This window comes from Stenotrophomonas sp. YJH_SMC_53, assembly GCF_059369995.1.
This window is the reverse complement of the sequence record NZ_JCAFTF010000012.1, coordinates 14,713-28,286: the sequence shown is the minus strand read 5'-3', so window position 1 is coordinate 28,286 and position 13,574 is coordinate 14,713. Positions and strand designations below refer to the sequence as shown.

Annotated in this window: 11 protein-coding genes; 10 read left to right on the top strand and 1 reads right to left on the bottom strand. The window is 68.0% G+C overall.

Going from position 1 to position 13,574, the window contains the following annotated elements; all coding sequences use genetic code 11:
* Positions 1-24: 24 nt before the first annotated feature.
* The 3 genes from AC5P7X_RS17035 (at position 25) to AC5P7X_RS17025 (ending at position 3,894) form a co-directional block, all read left to right on the top strand.
* A complete protein-coding gene (locus AC5P7X_RS17035) occupies positions 25-1,725 on the top strand; it encodes a FecR family protein (RefSeq protein ID WP_329843597.1) in 1,701 nt (566 codons plus the stop codon).
* Positions 1,722-3,344 (top strand): CHASE2 domain-containing protein, encoded by a 1,623-nt coding sequence (locus AC5P7X_RS17030; protein ID WP_171957211.1) that lies wholly within the window; start codon positions 1,722-1,724, stop codon positions 3,342-3,344. The genes AC5P7X_RS17035 and AC5P7X_RS17030 overlap by 4 nt, the downstream gene beginning before the upstream one ends.
* A 97-nt stretch (positions 3,345-3,441) precedes the next feature.
* Positions 3,442-3,894: a DUF4442 domain-containing protein gene (locus AC5P7X_RS17025; protein ID WP_053498955.1), complete on the top strand. Its 453-nt coding sequence runs from the start codon at positions 3,442-3,444 to the stop codon at positions 3,892-3,894.
* Positions 3,895-4,031: 137 nt separating this feature from the next.
* Here AC5P7X_RS17025 and AC5P7X_RS17020 read toward each other — a convergent pair whose 3' ends face one another.
* Positions 4,032-5,348, bottom strand: a complete 1,317-nt coding sequence (locus AC5P7X_RS17020; RefSeq protein ID WP_171957210.1) for a hypothetical protein — start codon at positions 5,346-5,348, stop codon at positions 4,032-4,034.
* Positions 5,349-5,424: 76 nt separating this feature from the next.
* Between AC5P7X_RS17020 and AC5P7X_RS17015 the strand changes: the two genes are divergently transcribed.
* From AC5P7X_RS17015 to metG, 7 genes are all read left to right on the top strand, one after another.
* Positions 5,425-6,108 (top strand): DUF502 domain-containing protein, encoded by a 684-nt coding sequence (locus AC5P7X_RS17015; protein WP_005418129.1) that lies wholly within the window; start codon positions 5,425-5,427, stop codon positions 6,106-6,108.
* Positions 6,105-6,893, top strand: coding sequence for a queuosine precursor transporter (locus AC5P7X_RS17010; RefSeq protein ID WP_065185485.1), 789 nt, complete (start codon positions 6,105-6,107; stop codon positions 6,891-6,893). The genes AC5P7X_RS17015 and AC5P7X_RS17010 overlap by 4 nt, the downstream gene beginning before the upstream one ends.
* A 94-nt stretch (positions 6,894-6,987) precedes the next feature.
* The gene (locus tag AC5P7X_RS17005) at positions 6,988-8,928 is read left to right on the top strand and encodes a DUF885 domain-containing protein (protein WP_053498961.1); all 1,941 of its coding nucleotides are present in this window, start codon (positions 6,988-6,990) and stop codon (positions 8,926-8,928) included.
* Positions 8,929-8,944: 16 nt separating this feature from the next.
* A complete protein-coding gene (locus AC5P7X_RS17000; RefSeq protein ID WP_053498963.1) occupies positions 8,945-10,015 on the top strand; it encodes a serine hydrolase domain-containing protein in 1,071 nt (356 codons plus the stop codon).
* Entirely contained in the window at positions 10,012-10,416 is a 405-nt protein-coding gene (gloA2, locus tag AC5P7X_RS16995; RefSeq protein WP_053498965.1) for an SMU1112c/YaeR family gloxylase I-like metalloprotein, read from the top strand. The genes AC5P7X_RS17000 and gloA2 overlap by 4 nt, the downstream gene beginning before the upstream one ends.
* A 506-nt stretch (positions 10,417-10,922) precedes the next feature.
* Entirely contained in the window at positions 10,923-11,366 is a 444-nt protein-coding gene (locus tag AC5P7X_RS16990) for a DUF2147 domain-containing protein (protein ID WP_065179246.1), read from the top strand.
* Between the two features lie 99 nt (positions 11,367-11,465).
* Complete coding sequence (metG, locus tag AC5P7X_RS16985) at positions 11,466-13,544, top strand: methionine--tRNA ligase (RefSeq protein ID WP_329843652.1); 2,079 nt, start codon at positions 11,466-11,468, stop codon at positions 13,542-13,544.
* Positions 13,545-13,574: the final 30 nt, after the last annotated feature.

The following is a 13,574-nucleotide window of genomic DNA, read 5'->3' as shown; positions in this document are numbered from 1 at the left end:
GTTCGGGGGGATGAGGTCGGGGCCATGGGGTCTTGCAGCTGCACCCCCGCATTGCCGGGATTGCAAACTGTGACCGTCGTCCGCTCTCTGTCGTTCGCCATGCATTTAACGGGCGCTCTGCTCTGCGCCCTCTTCCTGATGCCCGCCATTGCCGGCGCCCAGGACTGGAATTATCGGGTCCGGCCCGGCGATACCCTGTGGGACCTGGGCGGGCTCTACCTGAAGCCCTCGGTACGCTGGCAGCAGCTGCAGCAGCACAACCGCATCGACAACCCCTACCAGTTGCCGCCGGGCCAGCTGCTGCGCTTCCCGATCAGCTGGCTGCGCACCGAACCGGCGCCGGCCCGGGTGCTGTCCGTGCGCGGCAAGGTCGCGCTGGCAGGCGCCGATGGCACGGCGACCCGCGCGCTCCAGGCCGGCGAACAGCTGCATATCGGTGACACCGTGGAGACCGAAGGCGACTCCAGCATCACCCTGGAATTCGCCGATGCCTCGCGCCTGCAGCTGCGCGAGTACTCGCGCCTGCGCCTGGATCAGCTGAGCCGTTACGGCCACACCGGCATGGTCGACACCCGACTGCGCCTGCAGCAGGGGCGAGCCAGCAACCGGGTGACGCCGGCGCGCGGTCCCGCCTCGCGTTACATCATCGATGCGCCCACCGCGACCAGCAGCGTGCGCGGCACGGTGTTCCGGGTCAGCGCCGGGGATGACGGGCACGTCGGTGCCACCGAGGTCCTGCAGGGCAAGGTGCAGGTCGGCAACTCCCATGGCCAGCGCCTGGTCCGGCCGGGCCAGGCCACCCGCAGCAGCAGTGCCGATGCGGCGCCCGCTGCGGTCTCTGCACTGCTGCCGGCGCCGGCGCTGCGCAATGACGCGCTGCGCCTGGCGCCGCTGCCGACCCTGCTTGCCTGGGAACCGGTCAATGGCGCCGATCATTACCGGGTGGAAGTGGTGCAGGCGGCAACGCCGGAGATCCTCCTGTTCGCCGCCACCACCGCCGACACCCGGCTGGCGATCGGCGACCTGCCGCCTGGCCAGCTGCGCATCCTGTTGCGCGCGGTCGACGCCCAGGGGGTCGAAGGCCTGGATGCCAGCGCCGATTTCGAGCTCGGTGACCAGCCACCACCGCCACTGACCGTATCGCCGCTGCATGGGCAGACGATCAACAGCGACCGCCCGCGTTTCCGCTGGAGCCAGGCCCCCGGTGCGCGCAGCAGCGTTCTGCAGATCGCCACCGAGCCCAGCTTCCTGCAGCCCCTGCAGGAGCAGGCCACCCATGCGACCGACCTGCGCCTGACGCGACCGCTGCCGCCCGGCCAGTACTACTGGCGCGTGGCTTCGCGCGATGGCGAAGGCCGACAGGGCCGCTATGGCCAGGCGTTGCCGCTGGAGCTGAGCAATGAACCAGTGGACCCGGCACTGCAACCGCCCGAGGCCGCACACGGCGAGCTGACGCTGCGCTGGCAGGCCGGCAGCGAAGGCCAACGCTACCGGGTGCAGGTGGATCGCCGCGGCGACTTCAAGGCACCGCTGGTCGACGAAACCGTGGATCATCCGCAGGTGAGCTTCAAGCGCCCGTGGAGCGGCACCCTGCATGTACGCGTGCAGTACATCGACGATGACGGCCACGCCAGCGCGTTCTCGCCTGCCCAGCAGGTCCCGCTGCCGTGCCGCCTGTGCTACGGCGCGGGTGGCGGTGCCCTGCTGCTCTGGTTGTTGTTGTGAGGCGCTCGCCGCTGCCATGGTCGAAGCGGATCCTGCTGGCCCTGCTGGCCGGCGTGCTGACCGTCGTGGCCAGCCAGGGACAATGGCTGTGGCGGCAGGACGAGGCGGCCTATGATGCGCTGGTCGGCAACTGGGAGTACCGCCCCGATCCCAGCGTGCTGATCGTCGCCATCGACGAAGGCAGCCTGCAGCGCATCGGCCAGTGGCCTTGGCCACGCTCGGTGCATGCACGCCTGCTTGACCGCCTGACCGATGCCGGCGCCGAACGCGTCGCGCTGGACCTGATGCTGTCCGAACCGGATCGCCGTGACAGCCGACAGGATGATCAGCTGGCGGCCGCCATCCGACGCAATGGCCGGGTGGTGCTGCCGGTGCTGGCCGCACCGGCGGCCGGCGACCGCATGGCCGAGGAAATGCTGCCGATCCCACAGATCGCTGCCAGTGCTGCCGCCATTGGCCACACCGATGTCGAGGTGGATGGCGACGGCGTCGCCCGTGGCGTCTATCTGCACGCAGGTATCGGCCAGCCGCACTGGCCGGCACTGGGCCTGGCACTGGCCGACCTGCCTGCCGGTGCCGTACGCGGCCTACCCGATCCCGACCCGGAACTGGGCTCGCCCTATCAATGGCGTCGCGACGATTACGTTCGCGTGCGCTACGCCGGCCCCCCCGAGCGGCTGCCACAGGTGTCCTATGCGGACGTTCTCGATGGCCACGTGGACATGGCGATGCTGCATGGCCGCCGCATCGTCGTTGGCATGACGGCCAGCGGCATCGCGCCCCGCCTGCTGACCCCGACCACCCGCGAGTTCTGGATGAGCGGCAGCGAGTACCAGGCCAACATCACCTCGATGCTGCTGCAGCACAAGCAGATCGATGTTCTACCGCATGCCTGGCAGCACGCCATCAGCGGTGTGCTGGTGGCGCTGTGCGTGATCCTGCTCGGCCTGCGCCTGCCCTGGCTGGTCGCGCTGTGTTCGTTGCCGATGCCTGCCCTGCTGAGCTGGCTGCTGCTGCGCACGAGTGACCTGTGGTGGGCGCCGGCCAGCGCGATGCTGGGCGTGACGCTGGCACTGCTGGTCTGGGCGGTGTGGCGGATCTCGGCCTGGCACCGCCAGGCCAACCGCGACGCCCTTACCGGCCTGGGCAACCGCCTCCGCTTCGAGCAGTCGCTGCAGCAGGAATGCGATGCAGCGCGGCGCAGCGGCAAGCCATTGAGCCTGGCGTTGATCGACGTCGACCACTTCAAGCGCCATAACGATCGCCACGGGCACCAGGTCGGCGACCGCGTGCTGCGTGATGTCGCCCGCCTGATCGGCGCCCATGCGCGCCGCCCGCGCGACATGGCCGCACGCTACGGTGGCGACGAATTCGCGCTGGTGCTGCCGGATACACCGGCCGAGGGCGCACGCCAGGTGATTGAGGACCTGATTGCCTGCGTGCGCGCATTGCCGGCGCCGGGCGATGGCAGCGACGATACCGTCACGCTCACCATTGGCGTATTCACCCGCGTGCCCGACGGCGAACTGCAGCCCCACCATTTCGTGGAAGGCGCCGACACCGCCCTTTATCAGGCCAAGGCCAACGGCCGCGACGGGTACATGATCGACGGCCCATGAGGCAGGACATGCACGCCGCCGTTGGACACACGCCCGGGGTGCAACATACGCATGCGAATGGTTAGACTGGACGCCTCGCCTCGCGCCCCGGACCCGCATGAACGCCCGCCTGTTCCGCTTCGGCATCAACCTGTGGCCGCCGTTCCTGTTCACCGGCATCCATGTCACCCGCATCACGCCCGATTACCGGCAGATCGACGTCGAGCTGCGGCTGCGGCCGTGGAACCGCAACTACGTCGGCACGCATTTCGGCGGCAGCCTGTTCGCGATGACCGACCCGTTCTGGATGCTGGGCCTGCTGCACATCCTCGGCCGTGACTACTACGTGTGGGACCGGGCCGGTGCGATCGATTTCCTCAAGCCTGGCCGGGGCACGGTGTGCACCTCGTTCCGCATCGACGATGCGCTGCTGGCCGAACTGCGTGCCGAAGCAGCGGGCGGCGAGAAGGTGCTGCGCTGGTTCAGCAACGACGTCGTCGACGAAAGCGGCGAGGTGGTCGCCCAGGTGCGCAAGCAGGTCTATCTGCGGTTGAAGCCACACGCGCGCTGATCCGGCGCGGGCGCTGTACTCTGCTGCCCTGCCAGGGAGGCTCCGATGCGCGCGTATGCGCGTATGCCCGTGCGGTGCGACGCGGAGCGAAGGCAGCCGCGAGGATGACGAGGACAGCGCGCACTGGCCACCGCTGCTCAGTCGCGCGCGGCGGCGGGCGGGGCGTCCCCCGCCACCATCGGTACCGACAACCATGGGCTCTCGTCGGTGCTGCGCGGCGCTGAGCGCCGCGCTACCTGCAGGCGGCGGCCATCGGCCGACAACTGCGGTGCCCGCACCTGCGAGCGGAACTGGGCAGGCAAGCGCTTCAGCGCAACCACAGGGTCCTCGGCCTGCTGTCGCAGCCAGCGTTGCGCACCGATCAGCCGCACCATCGCGGCGGCATCCTGGGGCCGTGACGAATAGGCGGGATAGGCCGGGCCCGCGATATCGGCCAGCACGCACCCCATGATGTTCGACAGGCAGCCGAAGTCATGCTGCGGCGGTGCCGGTACCGGCAGCGGACGATCCGCCTCCAGCGCGGTCATCGCCGCCGCACCACAGGCCCAGCCCAGGTTGCCCGCCGCACGCGCCAGGGTGCTGCTGCGATCGAGTACCAGCACACCACCGAACTCCTGCGCCGAGGTTTCGATCGCAGCCCTGCTCATCGCATACTCACCCTGCATCGCACGGCACAGGCTCTGTTCGGCGGCCAGCATCGGCTTCATCGCCTGCTCGCATTCCGCTGGCAGCGGTTGGTCGGCCGGCAGTTCGACCAGCATGTCGGCCAGCAGCTGGGCATTGGCCTGCACCAGGCTGGCACCGATGATGCTCTCCACCAGGTAGCTGCCGCCCGTCACCAGCCGGCGGCCCAGCTGCAGCCCCCGGCAACTGCCACGCAGCGCACCGTCGATATCACCCTGCACATACGCCAGCGCGCGTGCGCTGGTGGCGTCGATCACCAAACCATAGGCCGGCATCGGCACCAGGATGCCTTCCCCTTTTGGCCGGAACGGCGACACGAAGTGATCCGCATCGGCCAGCTGGTCCAGGCGCGCATGCAGCTGCTGGTGGCCAGCGTGGGCATCGACGAAGCGCTGCGGGTCCGCACGTACCTGGCCGAGGCAGTCACTGGCGGTCGGTCCGCAGCTGGCCGAAGGCCGTGAATGCAGCTCGACGTGGTCTTCTGCCAGCTGCGGACGGGCGCCGCCATTGCCGCGCGGATCCGCCTCCCAGCGCTGTACATCCCGGGCCAACGCCTGATCGCGCTGGTCCGGGTCGAGATCGTCGAACGCGAGTGTCCACAGCAGCGCAAAGCCGTTGCGGCCATCAGCGGGCAGGCGGGCCTGCAACCGCTGCTGGGCCTGCAGCCGTGATTCCGGCACCGGCCACATGCGCGAGGCGCACCACACCACGATGGCCAGCACCAGCAGTCCTGCCAGGGCCCAGCCCAGTCCGCGCAGAATCTTCAACACAGCTTCCCTTCCATGCATCGTTGCCGCAGTCGATCCCCCAGCGTAATCGACCGGCCGTGGCCGCTACAATGCGCGCATGTCGCTCGAAGCCCCCGCCCTGGTCCCCCGCCCCTCCCTGCAGCGCCTGTTCCTGACCGGCCTGCTGACCCTGCTGCCGATCTGGCTGACCTGGGTCGTGGTCAAGTTCGTGTTCGTGCTGCTTTCGGGCATTTCCAGCCCATTGGTGGTGCCGCTTTCCGAGCAGATCGCGACAAGCTTCCCGCATTACCTCGGCTGGGTCCGTGCCGAGTGGATCCAGAACACCATCGCCCTGCTGGCCACCCTGCTGGTGATCCTGGCGGTGGGCGTGGCCAGCCGCCGTGTGCTCGGCCAGCGCCTGCTGCGCTGGGTCGGCGCGGTGATCAAGCGCATTCCGTTGGCCAGCATCATCTACGACAGCGCCAAGAAGCTGCTGGACATGTTGCAGACCGAACCGGGCAGCACCCAGCGCGTGGTGCTGATCGACTTCCCGCACCGCGACATGAAGTCGGTCGGGCTGGTCACCCGCGTGATCAAGGAGCACGGTACCGACCGTGAACTGGCCGCGGTGTACGTGCCAACCACACCGAACCCGACCTCGGGTTACCTGGAGATCGTGCCGGTGGAGCTGCTGACCCCGACCGACTGGACCGTCGACCAGGCCATGAGCTTCATCATTTCCGGCGGTGCCGTCGCACCGTCCAGCGTTCCGTTCACGCGCGCAGGCGAACGCAGCGAATGACAACCGCGGCGCCGATCGAGCGCCCGCTGCAGGACCGCGCGGTCCTGCTGTTCATCGTGCTGGCCGCGTTCTTCTGCGGCAACGCCGTGCTGGCCGAACTGATCGGGGTGAAGATCTTCGCGCTGGAAGACACCCTCGGCATCGATCCGCTGAACTGGAACCTGTTTGGCCAGACCGGCTCGCTCAGCTTCACCGCCGGTACCCTGCTGTGGCCGGTGGTGTTCATCATGACCGACACGATCAACGAGTTTTTCGGCAAGCGCGGCGTGCGCTTCATCTCGTGGTTGGCCGTGGTGCTGATCGCCTATGGCTTCCTGTTCGCCTTCGCAGCGATCTCGCTGGCTCCGGCCAGCTGGTGGGTCACCTCGATGGACGGCCACGGCGTGCCGGACTACCAGGCGGCATTCGCCGCGGTGTTCGGCCAGGGCATGTGGACCATCGCCGGTTCGCTGGTGGCCTTCCTGCTCGGCCAGCTGATCGACGTGGCCGTGTTCCATCGCATCCGCCAGGCCACCGGCGAGCGCCACGTGTGGCTGCGTGCGACCGGATCCACCGCGATCTCCCAGGTGGTGGACAGCTTCGTGGTGATCTGGATCGCCTTCGTGCTCGGCCCACAGCACTGGCCGACGTCGCTGTTCCTGGCCGTCAGCAGCGTCAACTACATCTACAAGATGGGCTTTGCGATCGCATTGATCCCGTTGCTGTACCTGATGCGGCGCGCGATCACCCGCTACCTGGGCGCCGACAGGGCCGCCGCCCTGCGCGCCGCGGCCGCGGCTGACTGAAGCCCCAGCGGCAAAAAGCTGACTGCGCCTTCACGCTGGCCGTACGCGGCCGGATCGTGCAAGCTCCACGGTCTGTGTTCCACGGAAGCTCCTGATGCCGCATCCCACCCGCGCCCTGGCCGCCGCCATTGCCGCGTTGTTCCTGTTCAGTGCCATGCCGTCGGCCGAAGCAGCGAAGAAAAAGGCCAGCCGCCCTGCCGCTGCGCAGACCCGCCAGGCTGCCAAGCCCAAGGCCAGGCCCGCCCGCGCCACCGCGCCGGCGCGTGGCAGCTCGGCGCGCCGCGCCGCGCCCCGCCCGGTCGCCCCGGCCCGGGCCGTACCCAAGCAGGTGCAGCTGGAGCGCCTGTACGACGAATACTGGGATGCCTCGATGCGGTTGAATCCGCTGCAGGCGACCTTCCAAGGCGAGGCCCGCTACAACGACCAGCTGCCCAACATCCTGTCCGCCGCCTGGCGCCAGCAGTCGCACGACTTCACCACGCAATGGCTGGGCAAGGTCGAGAAGCTCGGCAGTGACGGCCTGCAGGGCCAGGACCTGCTCAGCTACGAGATCTTCGTGCGCGACGCGCGCGCATCGCTGGCCGCCGAGCGCTACCCGAGCTGGATGATGCCGATCAGCCAGTACTACAACATCGGCAGCATCATGGCGATCCTCGGCTCCGGTGCGGGCGCGCAGCCATTCAACACCGTGCAGGACTACGACACCTGGTCACGCCGTTCGCTGGGCATTCCCGAGCTGTTCGACCAGGCCATCGACAACATGCGCCAGGGCATGAAGGCCGGCGTGGTGCAACCACGCGACCTGATGGAAAAAGTGCTGCCGCAGCTGGATGCGGTGATCAAGCCGACCGCCGAGGAGAGCATTTTCTGGTCGCCGATCCGCACCATGCCGAACACCATCCCGGCTGAGGACAAGGCGCGCATCAGCGCCGAATACAAGCGCATGATCGAGCTGCGCATCATGCCGGCCTACCGCGCCCTGCGCGGCTTCATCGCCACCGAATACCTGCCGGCCACACGCACCAGCAGCGGCCTGGGCGCATTGCCCGATGGCCAGGCCTGGTACGCCAACCTGATCGTGCAGACCACCGCCAGCGACCAGACCGCCGCACAACTGCATGCGCTGGGCGAACAGCGCGTGCAGGAACTGCAGGCGCAGATCGCCACGGTGATGAAGGATGCCAAGCTGCGCGGCTCTCCCACCAAGCTGCTGCGCAGCATGCGCAACGACCGCCAGTTCCAGTACGGCGACGCCAACACGCTGATCAACCGCTACCGCCAGGTGCAGCAGCAGGTCAGCGCACGCCTGCCGCAGGTGCTGGATACCTTGCCGAAGGCACCGCTGGAGGTCCGTGCGGTGGAGCCGGAGCGCGCACTGACCGCCGCCGCTGCCGCCTATCAGCCGTCGGCGGCCGGGCAACCGGGCGTGCTGTACATCAACACCCGCGACCTGCCCAGCCGCAAGCGCTGGAACGTGCCGGTGCAGTACCTGCACGAAGGGATCCCGGGCCACCACGTGCAGCTGGGCCTGCAGCAGGAGCTGGCCAAGCTGCCACGCTTCCGCCGCCTCGGTGGCGATCTCGCCTTCGTCGAAGGCTGGGGCCTGTACGCCGAAACGCTGGGCGAGGACCTGGGCATCTACACCGATCCCTACGACCGCATCGGCTACCTGTACTCGCGCCTGCTGCGCGCCGCCCGCGTGGTAGCCGATACCGGCGTGAACGCCCAGGGCTGGAGCAAGCAGCAGGCTGTCACCTACCTGCAGAAGACCGTGGACATGAGCAGCGACGACGCCAGTGCCGAAGTCGAGCGGATCATGGCCCAGCCCGGCCAGGCACTGTCGAACGTCGCCGGCCTGACCACCATCGTTGCCCTGCGCGACAAGGCCAAGGCGCGCCAGGGCGCCGCCTTCGACCTGCGCCGCTTCCACGCCGAACTGCTGAAGGACGGCTCGATGCCGCTGGACGTGCTTGACCGTAAGATGGAACGCTGGATGGTGCAGCCGGCCAGCACTACGCCCACGCCTTCACCTTGACCCCTCCGGAGCCGTCATGCGCCCTGCCGTCGCCCTGTTCGCCGTCGTGCTGGGCCTGCTGCCTTCAACGGGTATCGCCGCACCGGTGCTGAAACCACCGGATGCGGGCATCGACGGGCTGATGCAGGCCTACGACGGCCAGGTACCCGGCGCTGCAGTCCTGGTGCTGCACGACGGGCAAGCGGTGTTCCGCCGTGGCTACGGCCTGGCGGTGGTGGAGGACGGCACCGCCGTCACCCCGGCCAGCAACTTCCGGCTGGCCTCGGTCAGCAAGCAGTTCACCGCTGCGGCGGTGCTGCTGCTGGTGGAGGATGGCCGGCTTGGGCTGGATCAACCTGCCCGGCAGTGGCTGCCCGAACTGCCCCCGGCTGCCGCGGCTATCACGATCCGCCAGCTGCTCTCGCACACCGGCGGCCTGCTCGACTACGAAGACCTGATGGATCCGGCTGACACTCGGCAGGTGCATGACGCCGATGTGCTGACCCTGCTGTCGCGCCAGGACCGGCTGAACTTCGCGCCGGGCACGCAGTACCACTACAGCAACAGCGGCTATGCGCTGCTGGCACTGATCGTCGGCCGCGCCTCCGGCCTGGATTTCGCAGCCTTCCTGCAACAGCGCATCTTCCGCCCGCTAGGCATGGCCCACACCGTGGCCCATCAGGACGGCATCGATACCATCGCCGCACGCGCCTATGGCTACAGCTGGATCGATGGCCGCTGGCAGCGCACCGACCAGAGCGCCACCAGTGCCGTGCTCGGCGATGGCGGGATCTACTCCTCGCTGGACGACCTCGCCCGCTGGGATGCGGCGCTGTACGACGACCGCCTGCTGTCGAAGGCCTCGCGCCGCGCGATGTTCAGCCCGGCCACATCGACATCCGAACCGGATGTGCCGCACTACGGCTTCGGATGGCGCCTGAACGGCCCGGTGCAATGGCACAGTGGCGAAAGCATCGGCTTTCGAAACGTGATCGTGCGATACCCGGAAAAGCACTTGACCGTGATCGTGCTGACCAATCGCAACGATCCCGAACCGTACCCGCTGGCGCAGAAGATCGCCCAGCGCTGGCTGGACACCCTGCAATGAACACCGGTTCCGACGCCCTGCTGGGCATCCACCACGCGGCACTGATCTGCAGCGATTATGCGTGTTCAAAAGACTTCTACGTCCGTATCCTCGGCCTGCGCGTACTGGCCGAGAACCACCGCGCCGCGCGAGACTCCTGGAAGCTGGATCTGGCCCTGCCCGACGGCAGCCAGCTGGAACTGTTCTCGTTCCCCTCGCCACCGCCCCGCCCCAGCCGCCCGGAGGCCCAGGGCCTGCGCCACCTCGCGTTCCGGGTCGCTGCGCTGGAGCCGTTCATAGAACGCCTGGCCAGCCACGGCGTGGACTGCGAACCGATCCGCGTGGACGAATACACCGGCCGCCGCTTCACCTTCTTCGCCGACCCGGATGGCCTGCCGCTGGAGCTGTACGAAGTCGGTTGACGTTCCTGGGGGTCAGATCCCTTTTCCGACGGAAAAGGGGTCTGACCCCATCGCCGCCACCGGAAACGTCATCCACGCATGGCATGGATCTGTGTCGACCAAGGTCGACACCTACCCACAGCCGCAGAAATCTGTCAGAGGTGGGGCGGTGTGGGTGGGCAGGACCGTTGGCGCCATGGATGGCGCCATCGAGCCCCCATGGATGGGTTTACGGCGTGTCCTGCCCACCCACACCGCCCCGCCATCCCACGGAATCCCGCCGCTGCCGTTGCGGTTGCCGTTGCGGTTGCCGTTGCGGTTGCCGTTGCGGTTGCCGTTGCCGTTGCCGTTGCCGTTGCCGTTGCCGTTGCCGTTGCCGTTGCCGTTGAGGTTGCCGGCCAGCGGCCGGCACTACCGCAGGTGCAGGGCGCAACCCTGCAACGCCCCCCCCTTCCCCATACTCCGCCGAATGGGTATACAGTCGACCCATGCCGGCACCGTGCCGGAATGAACCCTGGGAGGGGACCATGCGCAAGACCTTCAAGACCCTGCTGCTGGCATTGCCGATGTGCCTGGCCGCACTCTCGGCGCAGGCCGCCGACGGCGCCGCCGGCCGCTGGAAGACCATCGACGACAAGACCGGCAAGGTGAAGTCGATCGTCGAGATCACCCAGGCCCCCAACGGCACGCTGACCGGCAAGGTGGTCGACATCCTGCACTCGGACAAGGGCCCGAACCCGGTCTGTGACGGCTGTGAAGGCGCCAACAGGAACAAGCCGGTGAAGGGCATGACCATCCTCTGGAACCTGAAGGCCGACGGCGCCAACAAGTGGTCCGGCGGCACCATCCTCGACCCGGCCAACGGCAAGACCTACAAGTCGAAGATGGAACTGCAGCCCGGCGGCACCCGGCTGGACGTGTCCGGCTGCATCGCCTTCATCTGCCGCGCGCAGACCTGGCAGCGCGAATAAGCGCCCCGCACCTCCGTCAACCCGTGACCCGGCCCCGGCCGGGTCACGTCGTTGCGGGCATGCGATAATCTGCGGTTCCCCTCGGATCCACCCGCGACCATGACCCGTACCGCGCTCGTCACCACCGCCCTGCCCTACGCCAACGGCCCGCTGCACCTGGGCCACCTGGTCGGCTACATCCAGGCTGACATCTGGGTACGTGCGCGGCGAATGAGCGGCGGCAGGACCTGGTTCGTCTGCGCCGATGACACCCACGGCACACCGATCATGCTGGCCGCGGAAAAGGCCGGGGTCACCCCGGAAACCTTCATCGCCAACATCCAGGCCAGCCACGAACGTGACTTCGCCGCCTTCGGCGTGGCCTTCGACCACTACGACTCGACCAATTCGGCGGCCAACAAGGCGTTGACCGAGCAGTTCTACCTGAAGCTGGAAGCGGCCGGCCACATCAGCCGCCGTTCGGTCGCGCAGTTCTACGACCCGGCCAAGGGCATGTTCCTGCCCGACCGCTACGTCAAGGGCATCTGTCCGAACTGCGGCAGTCCCGATCAGTACGGCGACAACTGCGAAGTCTGCGGCGCGACCTACGCACCGACCGACCTGAAGGAACCGCGTTCGGTCATCTCCGGTGCCACGCCGGAAATGCGCGATTCGGAGCACTTCTTCTTCGAGGTGGGCCACTTCGATGCGTTCCTGCGCGAATGGCTGGCCGGCGATGTCGCCCTGCCGGGCGTGAAGGCCAAGCTGGGTGAATGGCTCAATGCCGAAGGTGGCCTGCGCGCGTGGGACATCTCGCGTGATGCGCCGTACTTCGGCTTCCAGATTCCCGGCCAGCCGGGCAAGTACTTCTATGTCTGGCTGGATGCACCGATCGGCTACCTGTCCAGCTTCCAGACCCTGTGCGGCAGGATCGGTGAGGACTTCGAAGCGCACCTGCGTGCCGGCACCGCCACCGAACTGCACCACTTCATCGGCAAGGACATCGTCAACTTCCATGGCCTGTTCTGGCCGGCGGTACTGCACGGAACCGGCCACCGCGCGCCGACCCGCCTGCACGTCAACGGCTACCTGACCGTGGACGGCGCCAAGATGAGCAAGTCGCGCGGCACCTTCGTGATGGCCCGTACCTTCCTCGATGCCGGCCTGGAGCCGGAAGCGCTGCGCTACTACTACGCCGCCAAGTCCGGCGGTGGCGTCGACGATCTCGACCTGAACCTGGGCGACTTCATCGCCCGCGTCAACGCCGACCTGGTCGGCAAGTTCGTCAACCTGGCCAGCCGCTGCGCCGGCTTCATCAGCAAGCGCTTCGACGGCCAGCTGGCCGCGCAGCTGCCCGATGCGGCGCAATACCAGCGCTTCGTCGATGGCCTGGCGCCGATCCGTGAAGCCTACGAGCGCAATGACCCGGCCGCAGCGATCCGCCTGACCATGACCCTGGCTGACGAAGCCAACCGCTACATCGACGACGTCAAGCCGTGGGTCATCGCCAAGCAGGAAGGTGCCGACGCACAGCTGCAGGCCGTGTGCAGCCAGGGCCTGAATCTGTTCCGCGTGCTGGTCACCGCCCTGAAGCCGGTGCTGCCGGCCACCGCCGCGCAGGCCGAGGCCTTCCTGGCCGCGCCGGTGAACGACTGGACCGAGCTGGCGCAACCGCTGCTGGGACACCGCATCACCGAGTACACCCCGCTGTTCACCCGTATTGACCCGAAGAAGATTGACGCCATGATCGACGCCTCCAAGGACACCCTGCAGCCGGCGGCTGCCGCTGCCCCCGCTGCCAAGCCGGCCGCCCCGTCCCCGGCCCCGGCCCCGGCCAAGGACGAAGCAAAGAGCGCCGACGCCCCGGCCTACATCGGCATCGACGATTTCGCCAAGCTCGACCTGCGCATCGGCAAGGTGCTGGTCTGCGAGTTCGTGGAAGGTTCGGACAAGCTGCTGCGCTTCGAACTGGACGCCGGCGAGCTGGGCAAGCGCCAGATCTTCTCCGGCATCCGTGGCAGCTACGGCGAACCGGAGAAGCTGGTGGGCCGCAGCGTGGTGTTCATCGCCAACCTGGCCCCGCGCAAGATGCGCTTCGGCCTGAGCGAAGGCATGATCCTGTCGGCCGGCTTCGACGGTGGCGCACTGGCGCTGCTGGACGCCGACAGCGGCGCGCAGCCGGGCATGCCGGTTCGCTGATGCCTGCAGCGGGCGTGGTTACGGCCACGC

Excerpts from the sequence above, each read along its gene's own strand:
- AC5P7X_RS17035 (WP_329843597.1), top strand. The coding sequence starts at position 25 with ATGGGGTCTTGCAGCTGCACCCCCGCATTGCCGGGATTGCAAACTGTG.
- AC5P7X_RS17025 (WP_053498955.1), top strand. The coding sequence starts at position 3,442 with ATGAACGCCCGCCTGTTCCGCTTCGGCATCAACCTGTGGCCGCCGTTC.
- AC5P7X_RS17015 (WP_005418129.1), top strand. The coding sequence starts at position 5,425 with ATGTCGCTCGAAGCCCCCGCCCTGGTCCCCCGCCCCTCCCTGCAGCGC.
- AC5P7X_RS17010 (WP_065185485.1), top strand. The coding sequence starts at position 6,105 with ATGACAACCGCGGCGCCGATCGAGCGCCCGCTGCAGGACCGCGCGGTC.
- AC5P7X_RS17005 (WP_053498961.1), top strand. The coding sequence starts at position 6,988 with ATGCCGCATCCCACCCGCGCCCTGGCCGCCGCCATTGCCGCGTTGTTC.
- AC5P7X_RS17000 (WP_053498963.1), top strand. The coding sequence starts at position 8,945 with ATGCGCCCTGCCGTCGCCCTGTTCGCCGTCGTGCTGGGCCTGCTGCCT.
- gloA2 (WP_053498965.1), top strand. The coding sequence starts at position 10,012 with ATGAACACCGGTTCCGACGCCCTGCTGGGCATCCACCACGCGGCACTG.
- AC5P7X_RS16990 (WP_065179246.1), top strand. The coding sequence starts at position 10,923 with ATGCGCAAGACCTTCAAGACCCTGCTGCTGGCATTGCCGATGTGCCTG.
- metG (WP_329843652.1), top strand. The coding sequence starts at position 11,466 with ATGACCCGTACCGCGCTCGTCACCACCGCCCTGCCCTACGCCAACGGC.